This window comes from Streptomyces sp. NPDC058274 (genome assembly GCF_042881375.1).
In the GTDB taxonomy this organism is placed as follows: Bacteria; Actinomycetota; Actinomycetes; order Streptomycetales; family Streptomycetaceae; genus Streptomyces.
In genome coordinates this window covers 92,053-116,997 of sequence record NZ_JBHVXW010000026.1, presented here as the reverse complement: position 1 = coordinate 116,997, position 24,945 = coordinate 92,053, and the positions used below count along the sequence as shown (strand labels likewise).

At 71.9% G+C, this 24,945-nt stretch carries 21 protein-coding genes; 12 read left to right on the top strand and 9 right to left on the bottom strand.

The features are described 5' to 3' along the window. Positions 1 to 397 precede the first annotated feature (397 nt). Positions 398 to 2,170: an acetyl/propionyl/methylcrotonyl-CoA carboxylase subunit alpha gene (locus ACFVYF_RS35080; RefSeq protein ID WP_389462000.1), complete on the bottom strand. Its 1,773-nt coding sequence runs from the start codon at positions 2,168 to 2,170 to the stop codon at positions 398 to 400. 352 nt (positions 2,171 to 2,522) lie between these two features. Between ACFVYF_RS35080 and ACFVYF_RS35075 the strand changes: the two genes are divergently transcribed. Next, positions 2,523 to 3,017 carry a hypothetical protein gene (locus tag ACFVYF_RS35075; RefSeq protein ID WP_389461998.1) on the top strand — a complete coding sequence of 165 codons (495 nt, stop codon included), beginning with the start codon at positions 2,523 to 2,525 and terminating at the stop codon, positions 3,015 to 3,017. A gap of 111 nt (positions 3,018 to 3,128) precedes the next feature. Here the strand turns inward: ACFVYF_RS35075 and ACFVYF_RS35070 are convergent, their stop codons facing one another. Then, positions 3,129 to 3,743 (bottom strand): Maf family protein, encoded by a 615-nt coding sequence (locus ACFVYF_RS35070; protein WP_389461996.1) that lies wholly within the window; start codon positions 3,741 to 3,743, stop codon positions 3,129 to 3,131. 172 nt (positions 3,744 to 3,915) lie between these two features. Next, complete coding sequence (gene mmpB, locus ACFVYF_RS35065; RefSeq protein WP_389462018.1) at positions 3,916 to 4,044, bottom strand: morphogenic membrane protein MmpB; 129 nt, start codon at positions 4,042 to 4,044, stop codon at positions 3,916 to 3,918. 152 nt (positions 4,045 to 4,196) lie between these two features. Here mmpB and ACFVYF_RS35060 point away from each other — a divergent pair, with 152 nt between their 5' ends. After that, positions 4,197 to 5,327 carry an SGNH/GDSL hydrolase family protein gene (locus ACFVYF_RS35060; protein ID WP_389461994.1) on the top strand — a complete coding sequence of 377 codons (1,131 nt, stop codon included), beginning with the start codon at positions 4,197 to 4,199 and terminating at the stop codon, positions 5,325 to 5,327. 9 nt (positions 5,328 to 5,336) lie between these two features. On the opposite strand, the gene ACFVYF_RS35055 is transcribed toward ACFVYF_RS35060, so the two are convergent. Together ACFVYF_RS35055 and ACFVYF_RS35050 are read right to left on the bottom strand one after the other, a co-directional pair. Beyond that, a complete protein-coding gene (locus tag ACFVYF_RS35055; protein WP_389461992.1) occupies positions 5,337 to 5,546 on the bottom strand; it encodes an acyl-CoA carboxylase subunit epsilon in 210 nt (69 codons plus the stop codon). A 24-nt stretch (positions 5,547 to 5,570) separates the two neighbouring features. Beyond that, positions 5,571 to 7,172, bottom strand: a complete 1,602-nt coding sequence (locus ACFVYF_RS35050) for an acyl-CoA carboxylase subunit beta (RefSeq protein ID WP_389461990.1) — start codon at positions 7,170 to 7,172, stop codon at positions 5,571 to 5,573. A 143-nt stretch (positions 7,173 to 7,315) separates the two neighbouring features. Here ACFVYF_RS35050 and ACFVYF_RS35045 point away from each other — a divergent pair, with 143 nt between their 5' ends. Together ACFVYF_RS35045 and ACFVYF_RS35040 are read left to right on the top strand one after the other, a co-directional pair. After that, entirely contained in the window at positions 7,316 to 8,206 is an 891-nt protein-coding gene (locus ACFVYF_RS35045; RefSeq protein WP_389461988.1) for a biotin--[acetyl-CoA-carboxylase] ligase, read from the top strand. 369 nt (positions 8,207 to 8,575) lie between these two features. Beyond that, positions 8,576 to 9,817: an adenylate/guanylate cyclase domain-containing protein gene (locus tag ACFVYF_RS35040; RefSeq protein ID WP_389461986.1), complete on the top strand. Its 1,242-nt coding sequence runs from the start codon at positions 8,576 to 8,578 to the stop codon at positions 9,815 to 9,817. Between the two features lie 35 nt (positions 9,818 to 9,852). On the opposite strand, the gene ACFVYF_RS35035 is transcribed toward ACFVYF_RS35040, so the two are convergent. Then, a complete protein-coding gene (locus ACFVYF_RS35035) occupies positions 9,853 to 10,398 on the bottom strand; it encodes a hypothetical protein (protein ID WP_389461984.1) in 546 nt (181 codons plus the stop codon). A 980-nt stretch (positions 10,399 to 11,378) separates the two neighbouring features. Here ACFVYF_RS35035 and ACFVYF_RS35030 point away from each other — a divergent pair. From ACFVYF_RS35030 to hutH, 3 genes are all read left to right on the top strand, one after another. Beyond that, on the top strand, positions 11,379 to 12,185 hold the full coding sequence (locus ACFVYF_RS35030; RefSeq protein WP_389461982.1) for an enoyl-CoA hydratase/isomerase family protein: 807 nt from the start codon (positions 11,379 to 11,381) through the stop codon (positions 12,183 to 12,185). A 276-nt stretch (positions 12,186 to 12,461) separates the two neighbouring features. Further along, the gene (locus tag ACFVYF_RS35025; protein ID WP_389461980.1) at positions 12,462 to 13,613 is read left to right on the top strand and encodes a diguanylate cyclase domain-containing protein; all 1,152 of its coding nucleotides are present in this window, start codon (positions 12,462 to 12,464) and stop codon (positions 13,611 to 13,613) included. A gap of 120 nt (positions 13,614 to 13,733) precedes the next feature. Next, positions 13,734 to 15,272, top strand: a complete 1,539-nt coding sequence (gene hutH / locus ACFVYF_RS35020) for a histidine ammonia-lyase (protein ID WP_389462016.1) — start codon at positions 13,734 to 13,736, stop codon at positions 15,270 to 15,272. Positions 15,273 to 15,394: 122 nt separating this feature from the next. Here the strand turns inward: hutH and ACFVYF_RS35015 are convergent, their stop codons facing one another. After that, complete coding sequence (locus ACFVYF_RS35015; protein ID WP_389461978.1) at positions 15,395 to 16,312, bottom strand: alpha/beta hydrolase; 918 nt, start codon at positions 16,310 to 16,312, stop codon at positions 15,395 to 15,397. A 257-nt stretch (positions 16,313 to 16,569) separates the two neighbouring features. Here ACFVYF_RS35015 and ACFVYF_RS35010 point away from each other — a divergent pair, with 257 nt between their 5' ends. Continuing rightward, positions 16,570 to 17,655: an Lrp/AsnC family transcriptional regulator gene (locus ACFVYF_RS35010; RefSeq protein WP_389461976.1), complete on the top strand. Its 1,086-nt coding sequence runs from the start codon at positions 16,570 to 16,572 to the stop codon at positions 17,653 to 17,655. A gap of 599 nt (positions 17,656 to 18,254) precedes the next feature. Beyond that, positions 18,255 to 19,973, top strand: coding sequence for a DEAD/DEAH box helicase (locus ACFVYF_RS35005; protein ID WP_389461974.1), 1,719 nt, complete (start codon positions 18,255 to 18,257; stop codon positions 19,971 to 19,973). 69 nt (positions 19,974 to 20,042) lie between these two features. Here the strand turns inward: ACFVYF_RS35005 and ACFVYF_RS35000 are convergent, their stop codons facing one another. Both ACFVYF_RS35000 and ACFVYF_RS34995 read right to left on the bottom strand, forming a co-directional pair. Next, positions 20,043 to 20,789 carry a DUF2625 domain-containing protein gene (locus ACFVYF_RS35000; protein ID WP_389461972.1) on the bottom strand — a complete coding sequence of 249 codons (747 nt, stop codon included), beginning with the start codon at positions 20,787 to 20,789 and terminating at the stop codon, positions 20,043 to 20,045. Between the two features lie 59 nt (positions 20,790 to 20,848). Beyond that, positions 20,849 to 21,202: a hypothetical protein gene (locus ACFVYF_RS34995; protein WP_389462014.1), complete on the bottom strand. Its 354-nt coding sequence runs from the start codon at positions 21,200 to 21,202 to the stop codon at positions 20,849 to 20,851. Positions 21,203 to 21,330: 128 nt separating this feature from the next. Here ACFVYF_RS34995 and ACFVYF_RS34990 point away from each other — a divergent pair, with 128 nt between their 5' ends. From ACFVYF_RS34990 to ACFVYF_RS34980, 3 genes are all read left to right on the top strand, one after another. Continuing rightward, positions 21,331 to 21,675 (top strand): hypothetical protein, encoded by a 345-nt coding sequence (locus ACFVYF_RS34990; RefSeq protein WP_389461970.1) that lies wholly within the window; start codon positions 21,331 to 21,333, stop codon positions 21,673 to 21,675. Positions 21,676 to 21,907: 232 nt separating this feature from the next. Beyond that, entirely contained in the window at positions 21,908 to 23,176 is a 1,269-nt protein-coding gene (locus ACFVYF_RS34985) for an Ig-like domain-containing protein (protein WP_389461968.1), read from the top strand. Between the two features lie 266 nt (positions 23,177 to 23,442). Continuing rightward, a complete protein-coding gene (locus ACFVYF_RS34980) occupies positions 23,443 to 24,891 on the top strand; it encodes an ABC transporter permease (RefSeq protein WP_389461966.1) in 1,449 nt (482 codons plus the stop codon). The last annotated feature ends 54 nt before the right edge of the window (positions 24,892 to 24,945 follow it).

Sequence of the window (24,945 nt, the reverse complement as noted above, 5' to 3'; positions counted from 1 at the left end):
GGCGTGAGGGTTGCGGGTGCGTGGGGGCTGCGGGCGGGGGTGGCCTGGCCGCCCTGTCGCATCCGGCCCAGTGGGGGCCGGGGGTGGCAGGGGCGGTACATCCGCCCGTCGCCCTACCGGCTGTGCTGTCTTCTGGGGGCGCTCTCTTGCCTGTCCTGACGTATGGCGACGGGCATTTGATGTACCGGCACGGACCCTTCGGTGCGTGGGCGGCTGCGGGGGCGTGAGGGTTGCGGGTGCGTGGGGGCTGCGGGCGGGGGTGGCCTGGCCGCCCTGTCGCATCCGGAGGGCTCCTTTCACGGCGAACGCGGCCTGGGACGGGGAAAACGAAGCGCCCGGCGGACTGACTGCTTCAGTCCGCCGGGCGCTTCGGATGTCGTACGAACGACCGCGCGGGTCAGTCCTTGATCTCGCAGATGGCGGCGCCCGAGGTGACGGACGCGCCGATCTCGGCGCTGAGCCCCTTGACGGTGCCGGAACGGTGGGCGTTCAGCGGCTGTTCCATCTTCATGGCTTCCAGGACGACGATCAGGTCGCCCTCCTTGACCTCCTGGCCCTCCTCGACCGCGATCTTGACGATCGTGCCCTGCATCGGGGAGGCGAGGGTGTCGCCGGAGGCGACCGGGCCGGACTTCTTGGCCGCGCGGCGCTTGGGCTTGGCGCCCGCCGCGAGGCCGGTGCGGGCCAGCGACATGCCCAGGGAGTAGGGCAGCGAGACCTCCAGCCGCTTGCCGCCGACCTCGACGACGACCGTCTCACGGCCCGGCTCGTCCTCGGCGTCCGTCTCCGCGGGGGTCGCGAACGCCGGGATCTCGTTGACGAACTCGGTCTCGATCCAGCGGGTGTGGATCGTGAACGGCGCGTCGGAGCCGGTCAGTTCCGGTGCGAACGCCGGGTCCCTGACGACCGCGCGGTGGAAGGGGATGGCGGTGGCCATGCCCTCGACCTGGAACTCGTCCAGCGCGCGGGCGGCCCGCTGCAGGGCCTGCTCACGCGTGGCGCCGGTGACGATCAGCTTGGCCAGCAGGGAGTCCCAGGCCGGGCCGATGACCGAGCCGGACTCGACACCGGCGTCCAGGCGGACCCCCGGGCCGGACGGCGGGTCGAACAGGGTTACGGTGCCGGGCGCCGGCAGGAAGCCCCGGCCCGGGTCCTCGCCGTTGATGCGGAACTCGAAGGAGTGACCGCGCAGTTCGGGGTCGCCGTAGCCGAGCTCCTCGCCGTCGGCGATGCGGAACATCTCGCGGACCAGGTCGATGCCGGCGACCTCTTCGGTGACCGGGTGCTCGACCTGCAGACGGGTGTTGACCTCCAGGAAGGAGATCGTGCCGTCGACGCCGACGAGGAACTCGACGGTCCCCGCGCCGACATAGCCGGCCTCCTTCAGGATCGCCTTGGAGGAGGCGTACAGCTCCTCGACCTGGGCGTCCGACAGGAAGGGGGCGGGAGCCTCCTCGACCAGCTTCTGGTGGCGGCGCTGCAGCGAGCAGTCACGGGTGGAGACGACCACCACGTTGCCGTGGGTGTCGGCCAGGCACTGGGTCTCCACGTGCCGCGGCTTGTCGAGGTAGCGCTCCACGAAGCACTCGCCGCGGCCGAAGGCGGCGACGGCCTCGCGCACGGCGGAGTCGTACAGCTCGGGGACCTCTTCGAGGGTGCGGGCCACCTTCAGCCCGCGCCCGCCGCCACCGAAGGCGGCCTTGATCGCGATGGGCAGTCCGTGTTCGCGGGCGAACGCGACGACCTCGTCGGAGCCCGAGACCGGGTCCGGGGTGCCGGCCACCAGCGGGGCACCGGCACGCTGGGCGATGTGCCGGGCGGCGACCTTGTCGCCGAGGTCACGGATGGCCTGCGGCGGCGGGCCGATCCAGATCAGGCCCGCGTCCAGCACGGCCTGGGCGAAGTCCGCGTTCTCGGACAGGAAGCCGTATCCGGGGTGGATCGCGTCCGCCCCCGAATCGGCCGCCGCCTGCAACACCTTGGCGATGTCCAGATAGCTGGATGCCGGGGTGTCACCGCCCAACGCGAACGCTTCGTCCGCCGCACGGACATGCAGAGCGTCCCGGTCCGGTTCCGCGTAGACGGCAACGCTCGCGATCCCGGCATCCCGGCACGCCCGGGCCACGCGGACAGCGATTTCGCCACGGTTGGCGATGAGCACCTTGCGCACGATGGCTCCCTCCTTGAAACAAGCCGAGTTTAGGGACTGCCGACACGACCTTTCGACCCGTCCCCAATGGTGAGCTTGCCCACACGGAGCGTGATTCGAGGCTCGCTCGACCCGCGAACACCCTTGTCGCACCGGGGTACGAAGGAATCCCTGTCTGAACCCTAGCTCTCCGGTGTGGTCAAGGTCTCTGTGAAGGCGTGCTGCGGCCCACAGGGTTTCTTTGTGGAGTCCCTACGAATGGCCCAACGATTCTTTGCCCGGCGCCGAGCCCTTGTCCCACGGTTTACCCGTTAGTAGCGTTCGGATGGCTCGAACTACTTGGGGTAACAGCACGCGGAAGTGGGTGGGACCGGTGGTGCGCAGACCGGTGGCGTGGGTGGCGGCGATCGTGCTCTTCGTGGAGGCGATCGGCATTGCGCTGCTGAACTGGTTCCTCGGTGTCGTCGTCGACCGCCAGGACATGTCCCTGGCCGGGCTCGACTCCGACTCGATGGCCACCTCCTCGAAGATCGCCGGCCTGCTGTTCGGCCTCTACTTCGCGCTGTGCGGCCTGGCCGCCCTGCTGGTCGCCCTGCGCGACCGCGCGCCGGCCGGCTTCGGCCGCATCCTGCTCATCAGCGCCGCCGTGGTGCACGCGCTGCTCGGGGCGTTCGCGGTGGGCCTGGTGGGCTGGGGCGCGTTCGCGTTCATGATGGTGGTGCTCGGGCTGATCCTGCTCATCCTGATGGCGTACGACCGCCGGCCGGACCCCGCCGACGCGGCACCGGGGAACGGCGGCGGCAGTGAGGGCGGCGGCGACGGAGGCGGCGCCCCGGTCACCGCGCCGCCGGCCCCCTCGGCGACCTGATCAGCCTTAGGCCCTGTCCGACGGATCCCGCGGCAGGTCGCGGGGTGTGGCACGCACACCCCTGTCTCCGGGCCCCGTGGCGACGGAACCGTAAGATCCGCCGGACGGCTCCTAGGCCGGTGCCCACAACTCGGTGATTCCCACGCCCAGTTCGGCCAGCAGGCGGCGCACCATCGGCAGGGAGATGCCGATGACGTTGCCGTGGTCGCCGTCGATGCCCTCGATGAACGGCGCCGAGCGGCCGTCGAGCGTGAACGCGCCGGCGACGTGGAGTGGTTCGCCCGAAGCGACGTACGCGGCGATCTCGGCGTCGGTCGGCTCACCGAAGCGGACCACGGTGGACACGGTCGCCGACTCGTAGCGCTTGGCGGCCGTGTCGTGGATGCAGTGCCCGGTCTGCAGCGTCCCGACCCGGCCGCGCATCGCCTTCCAGCGTGCGGTGGCCTCCTCGGCGTCGGCGGGCTTGCCGAGCGCCTCGCCGTCCAGGTCGAGGACCGAGTCGCAGCCGATCACCAGGGCACCCTGGACCTCGGGCCTCGCCGCCACGACCGAGGCCTTCGCCTCGGCCAGGGCGAGCGCGAGTTCGGCGGGGGTGGGGGCGGTGACGGCGTCCTCGTCGACCCCGCTCACGATCACCTCGGGGGCCAGTCCGGCCTGCCGCAGCAGTCCGAGCCGGGCGGGGGACTGGGAGGCGAGCACGAGGCGGCGGCGTGGCTGATCAGTCATACGGTCAGGGTATCGGCGCGGTCGTGGCGCCGTCCCGGGTGCGTCTTGATGCGGCGGCCGAAGGTGCGACCGCCGTCCCGGGTGCGTGTTGAGGCGGCGGCCGAAGGTGCGACTGCCGTCCCGGGTGCGGTCTCGGTGCTGTGCCCGCTGCCCAGGTCGAGGTCGAGGCCGATCACCTGACGCCGAGGACGATCATCGCGAGCACCATGGCGAGTGCCATGAGAACGCCCAGCCGCCGCAACATCTCCTGCATGTCGCGGAGCTCCTTGGGCGGCTCGTTCTCGGGGTCGGACCACAGCATGCTCTTCATCGTGCGACGACAGGGGCTCGCCCGCCTGAGTACGCGTACTCAAGTTGCGTAAACGGGTCTGAGGTTTCTTTAAGGCGGGGGCTCCTGCTACGGTCATGGGCACTGCTAAAGGAACTCTGGTCCCTTTTAGGGAGGGAACTGCTGTGTTCACCACTGCCTGGACCGCGTCGCCCCAGCTCCCCGCGGAGGGCTTCACCCCCAACTGGTCACGGGAGGGCTTCTGGCGCCAGTCGCTGCGCCAGATCGTCCGCGTCACCGCGGGCGGCCCCCGCCTGCGCGTCCAGCTGTCGAACGCGTACGGGACCTCGCCGCTGAGGATCGCGGGCGCCACCGTGGCCCGTACCGCGGCGGGAGCGGCCGTCCAGCCGGGCACCCTGCGGCGGCTGACCTTCGCCGGGGCGGATGCCGTCGGGATACCGGCGCGCGCTCACGTCGTCAGCGACCCGGCCGAACTCGCCCTGGAAGCGGGCGAGTCGATGACCGTCACGCTCCACCTCGACGCCGTCACCGGGCCCGCGACCTTCCACGCGCAGGCCTTCGCGACCGGCTACCGGGGTCCGGGCGACCGGCTGGCGGACCTCACGGGCGAGGGCTTCGACGAAGCCACTGAGTCCTGGTACTTCCTGTCCGCCGTCGAGGTCGACGCGGGCCGCGCGGACGCGGTGGCGCTCCTCGGGGACTCCGTCACGGACGGCTTCGGATCGACCCCGGGCGCCGACCGCCGCTGGTCCGACGCGCTCGCCGAGCGCACCGGGCGGCCCGTCCTCAACGCGGGCATCGGCGGGAACCTGCTGCTCAACGACTCGGCCTGGTACGGCGAGAAGGCTGTCCACCGGCTCGGCCGCGACGTCCTCGACCACCCGGGCGTCGACACACTCGTCGTGCTGCTCGGCCTCAACGACATCGGCTTCAGCGAGACGGACGAACAGCCCACCTACCGGCCCGCGCCGGTGGTGGAGAGCGACGAACTCATCGACGGATACCGTGAGTTGATCGGACAGGCCCGTGCGAGGGGCCTACGGGTGATCGGCTCGACCCTGCTGCCCCTCGGCGGCTCCGACCACTGGGGCGAGCACGCGGCGAAGGTGAGCCACGAGGTCAACGAGTGGATCCGCGGCTCGGGGGAGTGGGACGCGGTGGTGGACCTCAACCGCGCGCTGGCCGACCCGGCGGACCCGGACCGGCTGCACCCGGCGTACGACTTCGGCGACCACCTGCACCCGAACGACGCCGGGTACGCGGTGATGGCCGAAGTCCTCGCCGGACAACTCTGACCGGGACGGTCAGCCGGGCCAGTACGTGCGGCCCCACGCCGTCGGGCCCGGCTGGGGCAGCCGATGGGCGGCGATGCGGGACGGGTCGGCCCAGGAGTCCCGGGGCCGGGGCGCGCCGGACGGCGTACCGGCAGCCGCTGCGGCGCGCACCTGTACGACCGCCAGTGCGGCGGCCAGCTCCTCCGGGGTCGGATTGCCCCGTACGACCTTGATCGTCATGTCTGCTCCCAAGGGTCCCGGGGTCTAGAGGGGGATGTTGCCGTGCTTCTTCGGAGGCAGTGATTCCCGCTTCGTACGCAGTTGACGCAGCCCCCGTACGAGGTGGGCGCGGGTGTCGGACGGCATGATCACGCCGTCGATGTAGCCGCGCTCGGCCGCCGTGTAGGGGTTGAGGAGGGTGTCCTCGTACTCCTGGATCAGGCGGGCGCGGGTCGCCTCCTGGTCGTCGGCGGCCGCGATGGTGCGCCGGTGCAGGATGTTGACCGCGCCCTGCGCACCCATGACGGCGATCTGCGCGGTCGGCCAGGCGAGGTTCAGGTCGGCGCCGAGGTGCTTGGAGCCCATGACGTCGTACGCGCCGCCGAAGGCCTTGCGGGTGATGATCGTGATCAGCGGGACCGTCGCCTCCGCGTACGCGTAGATCAGCTTGGCGCCGCGCCGGATGATGCCGGTGTGCTCCTGGTCGACGCCCGGCAGGAAGCCCGGCACGTCCACGAAGGTGAGGACGGGCACGTTGAACGCGTCGCAGGTCCGCACGAACCGCGCGGCCTTCTCGCTCGCGTCGATGTCGAGACAGCCGGCGAACTGCATCGGCTGGTTGGCGACGATGCCCACCGGGCGGCCCTCGACCCGGCCGAAGCCGGTGAGGATGTTCGGCGCGAACAGCGGCTGGGTCTCGAAGAACTCGGCGTCGTCCAGGACGTGTTCGATCACCGTGTGCATGTCGTACGGCTGGTTCGCGCTGTCCGGCACGATCGTGTCCAGCTCGCGGTCCTCGTCGGTGACGGTGAGGTCCGCCTCCTCGGGGAACGCCGGGGGCTCGCTGAGGTTGTTGGACGGCAGGTACGACAGCAGCTGCTTGACGTACTCGATGGCGTCCTTCTCGTCCCCCGCCATGTGATGGGCCACGCCCGAGACGGCGTTGTGGGTGCGGGCGCCGCCCAGCTCCTCGAAGCCGACGTCCTCGCCGGTGACCGTCTTGATGACGTCGGGGCCGGTGATGAACATGTGCGAGGTCTGGTCGACCATGACGGTGAAGTCGGTGATCGCGGGCGAGTACACCGCGCCGCCCGCACAGGGGCCGACGACCAGGCTGATCTGCGGAATGACGCCCGACGCGTGGGTGTTGCGGCGGAAGATCTCGCCGTACATGCCGAGTGCGCTGACCCCCTCCTGGATGCGGGCGCCGCCGGAGTCGTTGATGCCGATGACCGGGCAGCCCGTCTTCAGGGCGAAGTCCATCACCTTCATGATCTTCTGCCCGAAGACCTCGCCCAGGGCGCCGCCGAAGACGGTGAAGTCCTGGGAGAACACGGCGACCGGACGGCCGTCGACCGTCCCGTACCCGGTGACGACACCGTCGCCGTACGGCCGCGTGTGCTCCATGCCGAAGTCGGTCGAGCGGTGCTGCGCGAACTCGTCCAGCTCGACGAAGGAGCCCTCGTCGAGGAGGAGTTCGATGCGCTCACGGGCCGTCAGCTTGCCCTTGGCGTGCTGCTTCTCGACGGCGCGCTCCGAGCCGGCGTGCGTCGCCTCCTCGATGCGGCGCTGCAAGTCCGCGATCTTGCCCGCGGTCGTGTGGATGTCGATCTCGTGGATCGCCTGGCGCTCGTGCGGCTCGGACATCGGGATGCGGCTCCCTGCCTGCTCAAAGGGGACGTGAGGGTGACGTGCTGAGGCGTACTCGGGGGAGATTGCTACTGACTCGTAGGGTAGTGCTGCGGATACGGTTCGGCAGTGCGGCGTTTACCACACCTAGGGTGGGTTGCATGACGCCGCGAGATGCAGCAGACGCGAACGACAAGCGCGACGACGGCCCGGGCGCGAGCCGCTGGTCCGATCTGGACCGCCCGCCCCTCAACTCCGTCGCCCTGCGCCGCGCGCTGGTGCGCGAGGACGGGCTCTGGAGCTCCTTCGAGGTGGTGCAGCGGACCGGTTCGACCAACTCCGACCTCGTCGCCCTCGCCGACGCGGGCAAGGTGGACGAGGGCGCGATCCTGGTCGCCGAGGAGCAGGACGCCGGCCGCGGGCGGCTGGACCGCCGGTGGACCGCCCCGGCCCGCTCGGGCCTCTTCTTCTCCGTCCTGCTGAAGCCCGTCGAGGTGCCCGTCGAGCGCTGGGGCTGGATCCCGCTGCTCACCGGCATCGCGGTGGCGACGGGGCTCGCGCGGGCGGCGGGCGTCGACACGGCACTCAAGTGGCCCAACGACCTGCTGATCACCGTCGACGGCGAGGAGCGCAAGGCCGGCGGCATCCTCGCCGAACGGGCCGGCGCCGACGGGGTCGTCGTCGGCATCGGCGTCAACGTCACGCTCCGTGCGGACGAGCTGCCGGTCCCCGGCGCCGGCTCGCTCGTGCTGGCCGGAGCGGTGTCCACCGACCGTGACCCCCTCCTGCGGGCCGTCCTGCGCTCCCTGGAGCAGTGGTACGGCAAATGGCGCGACGCGGGCGGCGACCCGGTCGCCTCCGGCCTCCAGGAGACGTACGCCGCGGGGTGCGCGACGCTCGGGCGGTCGGTGCGGGCCGAGCTGCCCGGGGACCGGTCCATCACCGGGGAGGCGGTGGCCGTGGACGGGGACGGGCGGCTGGTGCTGGCCACCGGCGAGGGCGTGCAGGAGCCCGTGGGGGCGGGCGACATCGTGCATCTGCGCCCGGCGTGAATCGTGCATCTGCGCCCGGCGTGATGCGTGCGTGTGCGCCCGGCGTGATGCGTGCGGCTGCGCCCGGCGGGATTCGTCCGGTTGCGCGGCGCGGAGGCGTGCGTGTGCGCGCGGCGTGATTCGGGTCCCTGGGCCTGGCGTGAATCGTACTTGTGCGCCTGCTGTGAGCCGGGCAGTCGGCCCGTTCGGCGTCCGCTGAGCGGGTCGTGCCGCGGGCGGCCCCCGTACCCAGGCGGACCGGAGTGGTGAAGGCGGGATACTCCGAGGTCAGCCCGGCAGCCGTACGCGTCGGGAGTGAGCCACAGCACACCTGCCGTAGAGTTGAGCGCGGTCGATACCTGACCGCGGCAGATCGGAAGGGCAGCAGGCGTGACCGTCGACGACACGGGCTCCGGCACGGGCGAACACCCCGGCGCCGACGGCGAGCCGGAGCGTGCCGCCCGGCCCGTCGACGACTCGTCTCCCGCGCGGTACGACTCGGACGCCAGAGCGGCCACCCGCACCTCCCGCGCCGACGCCCACGACCGCCTGGACGACCCGGACGATCCGGACGAGGAGCACGACCCGCTCGCCCTGCGGCTCGAACAGCTCATCCTCGGGGCCGAGCGGCGCTACACCCCTTTTCAGGCGGCACGCAGCGCGGGCGTCTCCATGGAGCTGGCGTCCCGTTTCTGGCGCGCCATGGGCTTCGCCGACATCGGCCAGGCCAAGGCACTGACCGAAGCGGATGTCCTGGCCCTGCGCCGGCTCGCCGGTCTCGTCGAGGCGGGGCTGCTCAGCGAGGCCATGGCGGTCCAGGTCGCCCGGTCCACCGGCCAGACCACCGCCCGGCTCGCCGAGTGGCAGATCGACTCCTTCCTGGAGGGCCTGACCGAGCCGCCCGAGCCGGGGATGACCCGCACCGAGGTGACGTACCCCCTGGTCGAGCTGCTCCTGCCCGAGCTGGAGGAGTTCATCGTCTACGTATGGCGGCGCCAGCTCGCCGCCGCGACCGGCCGCGTCGTCCAGGCCGCGGACGACGAGGAGATGGTCGACCGGCGCCTCGCCGTCGGCTTCGCGGACCTGGTCGGCTTCACCCGGCTGACCCGTCGTATGGAGGAGGAGGAACTCGGCGAACTCGTCGAGGCCTTCGAGACCACCGCCGCCGACCTGGTGGCCGCGCACGGCGGCCGGCTCATCAAGACCCTGGGCGACGAGGTGCTGTACGCGGCGGACGACGCCGGCGTGGCCGCGGAGATCGCCCTGCGCCTCATCGAGACGATGGCGAATGACGAGACGATGCCGGAGCTGCGCGTCGGCATCGCCTTCGGCACGGTGACGACCCGTATGGGTGATGTCTTCGGTACGACGGTGAACCTGGCGAGCCGGCTCACGTCGATAGCGCCACGGGATGCCGTCCTGGTGGACGGCGCCTTCGCCGAGGAACTGGTCCGCACCGTCGAGGCCCCCGCCTCCGAGGCGGAGGCCGCCGAGGCCGCGGCCGCCGCGGAGAAGGAGGGCGAGGAGCCACCCCTGTACCGCTTCGCGCTCCAGCCGATGTGGCAGCGGCCCGTCCGCGGGCTCGGCGTGATCGAACCCTGGCTGCTCACCCGCCGCAACCCGACGCTTTAGGCGTACTCGCTTCCGGCCGGTGGGCGAGCCGGGGCTCAGCCCATGGGCGCGTTGCCGAGTGCGTCGATGCAAAGGCCGATGATCGGCACGCACAGGCCCTGGTCGCCGCGACCCGGGTCCGGGGCGTGCGTGCTGGGGCTCGGGGTGGGCCGTGGCGCGGGAGTGGTCGCCGGTGGCTTCGGCGGCGCGGGCGGTGCCGTTGTCGCGGGCGCCCCGGGGATCCCGGTCCCGGGATCGGTGGGACGTGCCGTCGACCCGGGGACAGCGGAGGGTGCCGGTACGAGGCTCCCCGCCGGGACCGAAGCCGCGCCGGACGTCGGGGTCGCGCTCGCGCCGCCCATCAGAGCCGTCGCCGTGGCGGTCACGGAACCGGCCGGCGGTACGGCCTCCACGGTGACCGCGGCGTTGCCGGCCGTGTCGCTGGGCGCGCCCACCCGGGGCTCGGCCTCGGCGGTTCCGGGGACCCCGACCATCGACTCGGGCGCCAGCCGTACGAGGCTCAGCGCGCCGACGGCCAGAGCGAGGCTGCCGACGGCGAGGAGGACCCGGCGGGGCCGGGGCCTGCGATGCCGGCCCCGCACGGGACGACTCCGGAGGGAGGCGCCGTCCGCTGCGGCTGCCTGTGCGCCGGCTGCCGCGTCTCCTTCTGCGCCGGCCTTTGCGCCGGGTTTGGCGCCTGCTGTCGGGACTGCTGCCGGGCTCGCTGGCGCGCTGGGTTTGGCGCCTGCTGTCGGGACTGCTCCCGCGCTCGCTGGCGCGCTGGGTTTGGCGCTTGCTGTCGGGACTACTGCCGGGCTGGGTTTGTCGCCTGCTGTGGGGACTGCTGCCGGGCTCGCCGGCGTGCTGGGTTTGGCGCTTGCTGTCGGGACTGCTCCCGCGCTCGCTGGCGCGCTGGGTTTGGCGCGTGCTGTCGGGACTGCTGCCGGGCTCGCCGGCGCGCTGGGTTTGCCGCTTGCTGTCGGGACTGCTCCCGCGCTCGCTGGCGCGCTGGGTTTGCCGCTTGCTGTCGGGACTGCTGCCGGGCTCGCCGGCGTGCTGGGATTGCCGCCTGCTGTGGGGGCTGCTGCTGAGCCTGCTGTCGCGGGAGGCTCGATGTCTCCCGTGGGGCCTGTTCCTACGTCGCCCGATGGGCCGGGGTCCTTCGCCTCCGTCGACGCCCCCGCAGGCCCGCGGTTCTCCCCATTCGTCGGCGCTCCGGCGTCCGTCTCCGGCCTTCGGTGTGTCTCCGCCCCGGCGGCTTCGGTCGTTTTCGCCGCTTCCGTGGGCGCAGCCGTCGCGGTCGGCGTCGGTTGGGGTGTCGTACTGGCTGGGCCTGCGGTTTCTGACGTTTCTGCGGTGTTCTTCATGGCGTTCCCTCCCCGGTGCGCCGGCGCCCCCCGGCGCGCTGTGGCGGTGCGCAGGTTATGCACGGCTTGGGGGCGTACGGGGGGAGTTGGGGGCGGTTTCACTCGAACGGGGCGCCCCCGCGGGACGGGGTGCGGACGGTGCGCCTTTTCTTGGGCGGGCGCGGCTGCGATGATCGGGGCGTCGGAAGTTAACCCGCGTTAACCGGGAGGGTGTCATGGCGGAGCAAGGGGACGAGCGGCGCTTCGGGGAGTACGTCGTCGTACGGCGGCATGCGCATGTCGCGGAGCTCGCCCTCGACCGGCCGAAGGCCATGAACGCGGTCTCCACCGACATGGCCCGCGCCATCGCCGGGGCCTGCGCCGCCCTCGCCGCCGACCGCGAGGTGCGCGTGGTCGTGCTGACCTCCACCCACGAGCGTGCGTTCTGCGTCGGCGCCGACCTGAAGGAGCGCAACTCCTTCAGCGATGCCGACCTGGTCCGCCAGCGCCCCGTGGCGCGGGCCGCGTACACGGGCGTGCTGGAGCTGCCGATGCCCACCGTCGCCGCCGTGCACGGCTTCGCGTTGGGCGGCGGCTTCGAGCTGGCGCTGTCCTGCGACCTGATCGTGGCCGACCGTACGGCGGTGGTGGGTCTGCCCGAGGTGTCCGTCGGGGTGATCCCGGGCGGCGGCGGTACGCAGTTGCTGCCGCGCAGGGTGGGGGCGGCCCGGGCGGCCGAGCTGATCTTCTCCGCGCGGCGTCTTGAGGCGGTCGAGGCGCGGGAGTTGGGGCTCGTCGACGAACTGGTGGACGAGGGGCGGGACCGGGCGGAGGCGCTGGAGCTGGCAGCGCGGATCGCCGCGAACTCTCCCGTGGGGCTGCGGGCCGCCAAGCGGGCGCTGCGGCTCGGACACGGCCTCGATCTGCGGGCCGGCCTGGAGGTCGAGGACGCCGCCTGGCGGTCGGTCGCCTTCTCGGGCGACCGCGCGGAGGGTGTCGCCGCCTTCAACGAGAAGCGCCCGCCGCACTGGCCGGGGGAGTGAAGGCCGAAGCGGCTGGGCGGTGTGCCTGTGACGGGGGCCGGGCGGAGTGAGTGCCGGAGTGGCCGGGGGTATGCCGGAGCCTCGGGGCGGAGTGCGTGTGACGGGGCCCGCCGGACCGGCCCGGCGGGTGCATGCCGGAGTGGCCGGGCGGGTGCATGCCGGAGTGGCCGGGCGGAGTGGTGGGCGCGCCGTCGGCCGGCCGTCGCGTACGGCCACTCGGACCCCTGTTCGGCGCATCAATGTCCCGGATTGTCGGAAATTGCCTAGCCTGGACGGATGGGTGAGGACAGACGGCTGAGGGCCGTGGTGGAGCTGGCGCAGGGGATGGCGGCGGCGCACAGCCCGCGCGAGTCCTGGCGGGCGGCGGCGAGCGGCGCGTGCCGTGCGCTGGCCGGGAGCTTCGCCGCGCTCTCCGTGTGGGAGCGCGAGCTCGGCCGGCTGCGGGTCCTCGCCAATGTGGGCGAACGCACCGAAGGCGAGGAGGAGTTCCCCGACGGGGAGGCCTACCCCGTGCACCAGTTTCCGGAGATCGCCGAGTTCCTGCACGAGCGCTGGGCCGGCGGCGGCGAGCCCAACGCCTGGGTGGAGACGGCGGACGGTCCCGCCGAGGGCCGCGCCGAGTACTGCCACCAGCGGGTCGCCGCGCTCCGCCGTCGCGGCCGCGGCTGCTGCGTCGTCGCCCCGATCGTCCTGCACGGCCGCGCCTGGGGCGAGCTGTACGTGGCCCGCCCGGTCGGCGCTCCCGTCTTCGACCGGGGTGACGCCGACTTCGCCACCGTCCTCGCCTCCGTCGTCGCGGCCGGGATCGCCCAGACCGAGCGGCTGGAGGAGGCGCGCCGGCTGGCCTACACCGACGCCCTGACGGGTCTCGCCAACCGGCGCGCCGTCGACGTACGGCTCGACGAGGCGATCGAGCTGCACCGGCGCGACGGGGTCGTGGTGAGCCTCGTCGTCTGTGACCTCAACGGCCTCAAGCGGGTCAACGACACCCGGGGGCACGCCGTCGGCGACCGGCTGCTGGAACGCTTCGGTTCCGTGCTGTCCGTGTGCGGCGCCATGGTGCCCGGCACGCTCGCCGCGCGCCTCGGCGGGGACGAGTTCTGTCTGCTCGCGATCGGCCCGGCCGCCGACGAGGTCGTCCGGATCGCCGACGAACTCTGCCGCCGTGCGGCCGAGTTGGAGCTCGGCGACGGGGTGGCGTGCGGGGTCGCCTCCACCGAGGACGCGATCGGGCCCGTACGGTCGGCGCGCCGGCTGTTCCGGCTGGCCGACGCGGCGCAGTACCGCGCGAAGGCCGTGCGCGCCACCAAGCCCGTGGTCGCCGGCCGGGAGGGCCCGGACGACCCGGTGGTGCGGCTCGCGGACACCCCGCCGCCCGAGGCCGCCGAGCGCCGCCGCTTCCGCGGCCGCCACGAACCCCGCCCCTGAGCCGGGCCCTTGCCGGGAGGTCCGTACCGGCCTCTCTGTGATGTATGTCGAAGTAAGGGGTCAACCCGCCACCCACTAGTGACATCATCGAATTCACTGCGTACGCTCCTGAATATGGATATGCACACTGTGGTGGTGGGGACGTCCGGCGTGACCGCGTCCGACGTACTCGCCGTGGCGCGCGGCGGCGCCCGGATCGAGCTCTCCGAAGAGGCGGTGGCGGCCCTCGCCGCGGCCCGCGGGATCGTGGACGCGCTGGCGGCCAAGCCGGAGCCGGTCTACGGCGTCTCCACCGGCTTCGGAGCCCTCGCGACCCGGCACATCAGCCCGGAACTCCGCGCCCAGCTGCAGCGCAACATCGTCCGCTCGCACGCCGCCGGGATGGGCCCGCGCGTGGAGCGCGAGGTCGTCCGCGCGCTGATGTTCCTGCGGCTGAAGACCGTCTGCTCCGGACACACGGGCGTGCGGCCCGAGGTCGCGCAGACCATGGCCGACGTCCTGAACGCCGGCATCGTCCCGGTCGTCCACGAGTACGGCTCGCTCGGCTGCTCCGGCGACCTGGCGCCGCTGTCCCACTGCGCGCTGACGCTGATGGGCGAGGGCGACGCCGAAGGCCCGGACGGTGTCGTACGGCCCGCCGGCGAGCTGCTCGCCGAGCACGGCATCGCGCCCGTCGAGCTGCGCGAGAAGGAGGGCCTCGCCCTCCTCAACGGCACCGACGGCATGCTCGGCATGCTGGTGATGGCCCTCGCCGACCTGGAGACCCTCTACAAGTCGGCCGACGTGACCGCCGCCCTGTCCCTCGAGGCCCTGCTCGGTACCGACAAGGTCCTCGCCCCCGAACTGCACGCCATCCGCCCGCACCCCGGGCAGGGCGCCTCGGCCGCCAACATGCTGGCCGTGCTGAAGGGTTCGGAGCTCACCGGGCACCACCAGGACGACGCGCCCCGCGTCCAGGACGCCTACTCGGTGCGCTGCGCCCCGCAGGTCGCGGGCGCCGGACGGGACACCCTGGCCCACGCGCGCACGGTCGCCGAGCGCGAACTCGCCTCCGCCGTCGACAACCCGGTCGTGCTGCGCGACGGCCGCGTCGAGTCCAACGGCAACTTCCACGGCGCCCCGGTGGCGTACGTCCTCGACTTCCTGGCCATCGCCGCCGCCGACCTCGGCTCCATCGCCGAGCGCCGCACCGACCGGCTGCTCGACAAGAACCGCTCGCACGGCCTGCCGCCGTTCCTCGCGGACGACGCCGGCGTCGACTCGGGCCTGATGATCGCCCAGTACACGCAGGCCGCACTGGTCAGCGAGATGAAGCGGCTCGCCGTACCGGCGTCGGCGGACTCCATCCCGTCCTCCGCGATGCAGGAGGACCACGTGTCCATGGGGTGGTCGGCGGCGCGCAAGCTGCGCACGGCCGTGGACAATCTCACCCGCATCGTCGCGATCGAGCTGTACGCCGCCACCCGCGCGATCGAGCTGCGCACGGGCCTGGTCCCGGCTCCCGCGTCGCAGGCGGTCATCGACGCCGTGCGCGCGGCCGGCGTCCAGGGGCCCGGTCCCGACCGCTTCCTCTCGCCCGACCTGGCGGCGGCCGACGCCTTCGTGCGGGGCGGTCACGTCGTCGCGGCGGTGGAACCGGTGACCGGGCCGCTGGCCTAGCAGGGCCCTCTGAGGGTCGTTGAACACGAGACATGCCAGTGGTTGCCACCGTATGGGGTTGAGGTCCTTCTGCTCGACAGCGGTGAGCTCAGATGCTGCGAGTTGAGCCTCCTCGCGAACCTCTAGGCGGACCGGCCGCGTCCGTCCAGATGTTTGCGCAGGAAGGCGATCTCCGCTTCGACGACCTTCTCGTGAGCCGTCAGGAACGGGGCGTAATGCCGGCCCTCGACGTGCAGCACCTCCGCGTCGGGAGCCGCCGCGGCGGCTCGCAGAGCAGGGCCGGGGAGCGTGCTCCGATCCTGGTCACAGACCACCATGAGCAGGGGACACCGGATCCGGGAGGCGTGCAGGCCGGGCCGGTACCGGCCCATGTGGAGCGCAATCCGCGCCGCGACCGTCTGCTCCCAGCCCGAGTGACGCTGGCCGGGGTCCAGGGCGCGGCCTCCGTCCATCGCGTCGGGGGTGGTGAGCGCGGCGACGTCACCGCGTACGCCTGCCGCGGGAACCAGCAGCGGCCGGCGTCCTACGAGACCGCCGAGCACGTCCGCGACCGCCAGACCCATGAGCCGCAGCACGGCCAGGGGCGTCATGGCGCGCAACGCGTTGGGTGCGAGGGCGCGGCCGTCGACGACCGGCGACTGCGCGATCACCGACGCCAGACCCGCGTTCTCCGCCGCCACCTGAAGGATGTGGCCGGATCCGAGAGAGAAACTCCACAGGGAGACCCCTGCTGGGTCGACGTCGGGCAGCTCGCGCGCGAAGTCGATCGCGGCCTGCCAGTCGGCGCGCTGCTCGGTGAAGCGGACGACCTGGCGCGGGGAGCCGCCGCTCTCCCCGAAGCGGCGGTAGTCGAAGGCCAGGACGGCGAAGCCGGCGTCGTTGAAGCGCCGGGCGAAGAGGTCCGAGGCGGGCTCCTTCGTCACGGCGGTCCCGCCCGCCATGATCACGCAGCCGCCGTTGGCGCCTGGGTAGTGCCAAGCGGCGCACGTCGTGTCACCGCTGGTGAACCGTACTTTTTCGCGCGGGAGGACGGGGGACACGGGAACCTCTCGTTCTGTGTTCGGGTTCGGGTTCGGGGGCGGTCGCCGGGTCGCGGACGGCGACCCGGCGGCCTTCGGTCGTGGGCGGATCAGAAGGGGAACCAGTTGCGCGGATCGATGATCATCGGCGTCTCCCTCCGTTGCTCGGGTCCCCGTCGGGCATCCGGGGAACGGTGTGCAGCGCGTGCTCTTCATGCTGGTCCGGGTCCCGGCCCAAGAGGCCGCATCCGACGCCGGGATGAGCGAAACTCGCCTTCATGGCCAACGTTCCGGCGGATTCCGTCCTCAGCCTCACCGATCAGCGGCTGGTGTCCGCCCTGCAGTGCGACGGGCGTCTGACGGCCGAGCGGGCGGCGCAGGTGCTCGGCCTCGGCGCCGCCACGGTCCGCCGGCGCCTGCACGCGCTCACGGCGGACGGCACCGTGCGGGTGGTGGTCTCCCCGGTCGCGCGGCCGCGCAACGGCGGCTCGGCCGGCGCCCTGTTCCTCCGGATCCGGGTGCTGCGGGGAAAGCTCGACACGATCGTGGCCGCGCTCGCGGCACGGGAGGACATCCCGTTCATCGACGTCACCACCGCCGGTGACGAGATCTTCGCGGTGGCCCGGACCGAGCCTGGCTCGCGCGACCCGCTGGTGTTCCGCCAGTTGCCCTCCACACAGGCGGTCACCTCGCTGGAGAGCGCCACCATCCTGCACGTCTTCCGGCTCACCTCCGAGTGGCGGCACACCGTCCTGAGCCCCGCCGAGCGCACCGCTCTGTCCCGGACCGATCCGCAGGCGGAGCCGGCAACAGAGCGGGTGCGGCCATCCGCCGGCTCCCCGGGACCGTACGGCGTCGACACCGACCCCGTGGAACAGTCCCTCATTGACGCGCTCACCCCCGACGCCCGGCTCCCCGCCGCCGCGCTGGCCGCCCGCACGGGCCACCCGGAGACGACGGTGCGCCGGCGCGTCGCCCAACTGACCGCGCAGGGACGGCTGGTGACGCAGGTCCTGGTCGACCCCCGCCGCCTCGGGCTGCCCATCGAGGCCAAGCTGCTGCTGCACGTGGCCCCCGACCACCTGGCCGCCGCAGGACAGGCCCTGGCCGACCACCCCGCCGTTCACGGCGCGTTTGCGACCTCCGGCCCCTCGAACCTGCACGCCGCCGCATACTTCCCCGATCTGACCGCGCTCTACGGCTTCCTCTCCCGCGACCTGTCCGGGCTCGGAATCACCCAGGTGGAGACCGCGATCGTGAGCCGCGCCGCGAAACGTACACCGCCCCTGGGCGGCGAGCTCCCCGCCCGAGCCACCGCCACGCGGCGTCGGCCGCCGGCCCGCGTGGGGGAGGGGAAGGGCTAGCAGGCGGGTCACGCGACCCGCGCAGAGCCGCGAAGGACGTACCGACACTCGTCACTGCCGACTCGGCAACAACCCGCGCGCACCGCAGAGCCTGCTGACCAGATCCTGGGCCGACGCAACCGCGGCACACGTGGCGGTCGGCCGCCGGGCTTCAACCGATGCACCTACCGCCGCCGCAACGTCGTCGAACGCTGCTTCAACCGTCTCAAGCAGTGGCGCGGGTCAGCCACTCGCTGCGGCAAGACCCGCGAGTCCTGCAACGCTGCCGTCACCATCGCCTCAATCCTGCTCTGGATCTGACCTTTGACGACAGGCCCTAGGACCGCCTCCAGCACACGAAAGCGCTGGTGAGGGCCGCCGCCCGCGGGGTGGCGGCCCTTGCTGTGCTAAGGTCCCATTGATACGTTTTCTAGTTATCCCATTACTCCCTTCACTTTGTGCGCCTGATCGGAATCTTCCGCAGGCGCGTTTTGTTTTGCGGGAGGACGTCCCGGGACGGAAGCGGGGACGCTCTTCTCTTGAGCCGGGGCCCGCACCTCTCGGGTGTGGGCCCCGGCTCCTGCTCTCCATGGGGCCCAGGAAGGAAATCCAGAGCCAGCATGACTCGATCCGATCGTCCCGCCCGCAAGACCGTGGGCCGGCCCTCCGGCGCCGCGAGCCGGCGCACCCAGAACAACGGCGGACAGGGTGCCCGCAGGGGCGCCCCCGTCCGCAAGGTCGCTCCGCCGCAGGAGTTCTCACTGCCCGAGACCGTCACGCCCGCGCTGCCCGCCGTCGAGTCCTTCGACGCGCTGGACATGCCGGCCGCCCTGACGAAGACCCTCGCGGCCCAGGGCGTCACCGAGCCGTTCCCGATCCAGGCCGCGACCCTGCCGAACACCCTCGCCGGGCGCGATGTGCTCGGCCGCGGACGCACCGGATCGGGCAAGACCCTCGCCTTCGGCCTCGGCCTGCTGGCGCGCACCGCCGGCCGCCGTGCCGAGCCCAGGTCGCCGCTCGCCCTGGTCCTCGTACCCACCCGGGAACTCGCCCAGCAGGTCTCCGACGCCCTCACCCCGTACGCGACCGCGGTCAACGTACGGATGACGGTGGCCGTCGGCGGTATGTCGATCGGCCGCCAGGCCGGTTCGCTGCGCCGCGGTGCCGAGGTGCTGGTCGCCACCCCCGGACGTCTCAAGGACCTCATCGAGCGGGGCGACTGCACCCTCGACCGGGTCTCCATCACGGTCCTCGACGAGGCCGACCAGATGGCCGACATGGGCTTCATGCCGCAGGTCACGGCGCTGCTCAAGCAGGTCGAGCCGGACGGCCAGCGGATGCTGTTCTCGGCGACCCTGGACAAGAACATCGACCGGCTCGTCCGGATGTTCCTGACGGACCCCGTGGTGCACTCCGTCGACCCGTCCGCGGGTGCGGTGACCACCATGGAGCACCACGTGCTGCATGTCGCCGACGAGACCGACAAGAAGGCCGTCGCGATGCGTATCGCGGCGCGCGAGGGCCGCGTGATCCTCTTCGTCGACACCAAGCGTGGCGCGGACCGGTTCACCAAGCGGCTGCTGGCCAACGGCGTGCGCGCCTCCGCGCTGCACGGCGGGCGCAGCCAGCCGCAGCGCAACCGCACCCTCGACCAGTTCAAGACCGGTCATGTCACCGCCCTGGTGGCGACCAACGTGGCGGCCCGCGGCATCCACGTCGACGACCTCGACCTCGTGGTGAACGTCGACCCGCCGACCGACCACAAGGACTATCTGCACCGCGGCGGGCGCACCGCCCGGGCCGGTGAGTCCGGCAGCGTGGTGACCCTCGTACTGCCCGAGCAGAAGCGGGAGATGACGCGGCTGATGGCCGATGCCGGCATCACCCCGCGCACGGCCCGCGTCTCCTCCAGCGACGCGGAACTGGCCCGGCTCACCGGAGCGCGCGAGCCCTCCGGCGTCCCGGTCGTCATCGAGGTGCCGCAGCAGGCCGAGCAGCCGAAGCAGCAGCGGCCGAGGTCGAGGCCGAGGACCGCGTCGGCGGGCGGGAGCGGGAACGGCCGCCGTGGCGGTACGGGCGCGAACACCGCGGGCCGTACCGGCAACGGCACGGCAGGCCGCGGCGGTTCCGGCACGGCGGCCCGCGGTGGCACCGCGGCCGGCGGCCGTACCGGCGCCGGCACGGCCGGCCGTTCGGGCGCTGCCGCCGGCGGGCGGACCGGGGCGGGCACGGGTGGCCGTTCCGGCACCGGCGCCGGCGCGGGTGCCGCGCGGTCGGGCGGCCGTGGCCGTGCCGCGCAGCGCGGCGGCCAGGGCGGCGGCGGTCGCAAGGCCGCCTGAGCCGCTGTTCGCAAAGGACAGGCCGCCTCAGGCGGCCCATCCGTCCAGGGCCTGTCGGCCCGACAGGTCCTAGATGTCACCCAGGAACCCTGGATCCACCGAATCCAGTTCCTGGCAGAAGTCCCTGTTGACGCCGAGGAGTTCGGCCAGCGGGACCGCGCGGCGACTCGTCGCCGCCAGGTCCCGCCGGGCCTCGGCGGACCACAGGAACGGTACGAACGACAGTCCCTGCGTGCCGCTCAGCGCGCCGGTCTCGGCCCGCCAGCCGGGCCAGCGCAGGGTCTCGTAGAACTGGTCCATGCCCCCGGTCAGGAGCCACGCGAGCCAAGGGCCGTAGCCGACTCCGAGGGCGTCCCAGCGCAGCGAGTCCGGCGCGAAGTACACCACCTCGCCGGGCTCGCCGGGGCGGCCCGCCGCCTGGGGGTCGGGGCCGTTGACCGTGAAGACGCCGCCGAGCACGTCATGGGCGACGACGAGCGCGTCCCGCGGCCGCCACGCCGGGTCGAAGTGCTCGGGGAAGCCGTTCACCTCGGCCAGCGAGGGCAGCGCGACCACACCGGGCTGCCCGCCCGGGCCGTCGGCGCCCGGGCTGCCGTAGACCCGCAGCCAGCCGCTGTCCAGTACCAGGCCCCCGCAGTTGAGGACCACCCCGCCGAGCCGCGCGCGGGCGGTGATCTGCAGCTGGAGCAGCGAACGGCGGCCCCGCTCCGGATCCACCGGGAGCAGGTCCACATGCACGTCGCCCGTGGCCAGCTCCGCGGAGACGAGCGGCCACGCGGGCTCCTCGACATCGATCAGCTCGGTCAGATCTCGCATGGCTCCACCCAGGGGTCTCGCGGGCCGCGACGGCGGCTCAAGGCGCGGTCGTACGGTGCTCAGTAGGCCGTCGCACGTTCCCGCCGCACCGAGTACGCCACGAACCCGGCCCCGAGGCCGAGGAAGAACGTGCCGCCGACGACGTACGGCGTGGTGTCGATGCCGCCGGTGTCGGCGAGCCGGGCACCGTCGCCCGCCGAGTCGACGGACGTCCCCGTCACGTCCGCCACCGTCGAGGAGTCCGACGCGTGGGCGGCGTACGACGAACGTGTCGAGTCCGTCGAGGTCTGTCTCGTGGAGGTCTGTGCCGTGGCGGTCGAGGAGTGCTGCGCGAGCTCGTCCTGCGAGGCGTTGGCGGACGGGACGAACCACAGGGCTCCCAGGAGGGTCCCCGCGGCGGTGGCGGTCAGCAACGATCGACGTGCGGACACGGAATATCGATCCCCTTGTGGCGCTGGCGAATTGGCCGTGCGAGGCGATGCTAATGAAAGGCGCGGGTCGTGGGAAAGTCGCGCAACCTGTGGGTCGTACGCTCCGTCCCATGAGTACTCCTGAGACATCACGTTTTGTACGGCTTCGGGTCGAACTGGTGCTGGAAGTCGACGACTCCGGCGCCGTCACCAAGGCCGCGCTGCAGCGTATCGCCGGTGACGCCGGCATGCCGGCCGATGAGCGGGCGCACGCCGAGGGCGCAGTGACGGAAGACACTGCGGAGGCCCTGGCGTATCTCGTGGATCCGTTCGACCTGGTCAGCGACGTGCCCGGGATCGAACTCGCACAGGCGTCCTGGAGCAGCGAGCAGATCGACTACGACCCCGATTCGCCGGATTGGGACCTGGACGAGGATGATGCTGCCGAGGACGACGAGGAAAACGGGCTCGGCTGAGGCGGCTTGGGGGAAATCGTGACCCCGGGCGGCAACCGCCGCCCGGGGTTTCCTCGTCTCAGGAGACGCACCGGCCACCTCCGCACCAGCTTCGATTCCGGGTCCGCAGCAGTGGATCCGGTCGATCGGACGTGGTGTGCCCCACACCTCTGCGGTATGTGGAACGGGACGAACCGGTCGTAGCGTTGAAAGTTCGTACGGGGCCCTCGTGGTTCTTGGGGATTCGGCAACGATGGAGAAGCGTGTGATGACGGACAGTAAGCGGCGCAAGGGCCTGATGGCCGCGTCCGCACTGCTCGGCGGGGTGCTGGTGCTCTCTGCGTGCAGCGGAGGCGACGACAAGGCCGGCGGCTCGGGCGGCGGTGACAGCACCTCGCAGGCCAAGGTCGACGAGGCGGCCGCCAAGAAGACCTCCGAGGCCCAGATCAAGATCACGCCCAAGGACGGCTCCGACAACGCCTCCATCAACAACGGCACCAAGGTCACCGTGAGCAAGGGCTCGCTCACGGACGTCACCATGAAGACCGCCGAGGGCACCGCGGTGGCCGGCCGGATATCCGCGGACAAGAAGAGCTGGGCCCCGACCGGCCAGCTCGAGCGCGCCACCACGTACAAGATCACCGCCGAGGCCAAGGACTCCGAGGGCCGCGCCGCCCACGAGAACGCCTCCTTCGCCACGGTCTCCCCGGCCAACAGCTTCATCGGCAACTTCACGCCCGAGGACGGCTCGACCGTCGGCGTCGGCATGCCGGTGTCGATCAACTTCGACAAGGCCATCACGAACAAGGCGGCCGTGCAGAAGGGGATCACCGTCTCCTCCAGCAGCGGCCAGGAGGTCGTCGGCCACTGGTTCAGCGCCAACCGCCTGGACTTCCGCCCCGAGCAGTACTGGACCGGCGGCTCCACCATCACCCTCAAGCTGAACCTCGACGGCGTCGAGGGCGCGAACGGCGTGTATGGCGTCCAGCAGAAGACGGTCACCTTCAAGATCGGCCGCAACCAGGTCTCGGTCGTCGACGCCCAGACGAAGACCATGAAGGTCACGCAGGACGGCAAGACGATCAAGACCATCCCGATCTCCGCGGGCTCTCCGGAGAACAAGACGTACGCGGGCCAGATGGTGATCTCCGAGAAGTTCAAGGAGACCCGGATGAACGGCGCGACGGTCGGCTTCACGGACGACGACGGCAAGGGCGAGTACGACATCAAGGATGTACCGAACGCCATGCGCCTGTCCGCCTCCGGCACGTTCATCCACGGCAACTACTGGGGCGCGAAGTCCATCTTCGGCTCGGTGAACACCAGCCACGGCTGTGTGGGCCTCTCGGACACCAAGGGTGCCAAGGACCCGAACACGCCGGCCGCGTGGTTCTACAACCACTCGCTCATCGGCGACGTCGTGGTCATCAAGAACACCGGCGACAAGACCATCGCCCCGGACAACGGTCTGAGCGACTGGAACATGGACTGGGCGGCCTGGCAGGCGGGTTCGGCGGCCTGACGCCGGCTCACCCGGCCGGCGCCTGACGCCGGCTCACTCCGTCACCAGCGGCGGCTCCCTGCGCAAGGGGGTCGCCGCTTCGGCATTTCCGGGCACCCGCGCCGACAAGCGGAGCACGCAACTCCGAGGCGGAGCGCAGCGTTCCGAGGCGGAGCACAGCATTCCGAGACGGTGCACAGCCCCCGGTGGCCGTAAACCACAGCCTTCTCATCGTTCTCTTATCCCGGCCTTATGCCGTCATCACGGTTCGTACCTAGCTTTCGGCCATGTTCTTCACCTACCTGAGGCGCGAACTGCGCCGCCGCAGAAAAGCGGCCCTCGTCGTCGCCTCCGGACTCGCCCTGGGCATCGCCCTGGTCATCGTGGTCAGTTCCGTCTCCTCGGGCATGGAGAAGGCGCAGGGCAAGGTCCTCCAGTCGCTGTACGGGCTGGGCACGGACATGACCGTCACCAAGGCCGCTGCCGCGCAGTCCAGCAGCAGCGACCGGCCCCGCTTCAACTTCGACGCACGTGACTCCGACTCCGACGCGGAACAGAGCAGCGACCGCGTGATGGTCCAGGGCTTCCAGACCCTGGCCGCCGGCACCGTCACCAAGGTCGACGACCAGAAGGGTGTCGGGGACGCCGTCGGCGGGCTGAGCCTCCAGGTCATCAAGGTCAACGGCCAGTTCAAGCAGGGCCAGTTCAAGCAGGACCCGAACCAGCAGGGCGGCGGCCGGGGTGCCCCGCCCTCGCCGCAGGGCCGGGTCGAGGGCGGCGGCGCCCAGTTCGACGTCAACAGCTACTCCGTCTACGGCACGGACGTCACCAAGCCGGCCCTCGGTCCGCTGACCTCCTCGAAGATCACCAGCGGTCGGACCTTCAAGTCCTCCGAGACCAACGCCAAGGTCGTGATCGCCGACAAGTCGTACGCCAAGGAGAAGAAGCTCGTCCTCGGCGACACCGTCACGGTCAAGAGCGTCAAGTACAAGGTCATCGGCATCGCGACGCCCGACAGCGGTGACGCGGCGGCCAACCTCTACATCCCGCTCAAGCAGGCGCAGACGCTCAGCGACTCCAAGAACAAGGTCACCACGATCTACGTCAAGGCGGCCGACTCGCAGCAGATCAGCGGGGTCAAGAGCACCATCCAGAAGAACATCCCGGGTACGACGGTCACCACCTCGGCGGACCTCGCCGACACCGTCTCCGGCTCCCTGTCGACCGCCTCCGACCTCGCCTCCAGCGTGGGCAAGTGGCTGTCCATCGCCGTCCTGGTGGCCGCCTTCCTGGTGGCGGGACTGCTCACCTCCTCGGCGGTCTCCCGCCGCGTCCGCGAGTTCGGCACCCTCAAGGCCCTCGGCTGGAAGTCCGGCCGGGTGACCCGCCAGGTCGTCGGTGAAGCCATCGTCAACGGGCTGGTCGGCGGTGTCCTCGGCATCGGGGTCGGTCTCGCGGGCGCCTATGTCGTCACGGCGATCAGCCCCACCCTCAAGGCCGAGCTGCCGTCGGCGGGTGGCGGCCCCGGCGGCGGAGGTCCCGGTGGCGGCTTCGGCGGCCCCGCGCGGCAGACCGCGTCCAAGGCCCTCGACGTCGCGCTCACCGCTCCCGTCGCCTTCAGCACGATCGTCGTCGCGGTCGCCCTCGCCGTCACCGGCGGTCTGATCGCCGGCGCCTTCGGCGGCTGGCGCGCCTCCCGGCTGCGGCCCGCGGACGCCCTGCGCCGCGTCGAGTAGCCCCGGGGACCACTCCGCGCCGCGTCGAGCAGGCCCGCGCACTGTCCCCGCCCC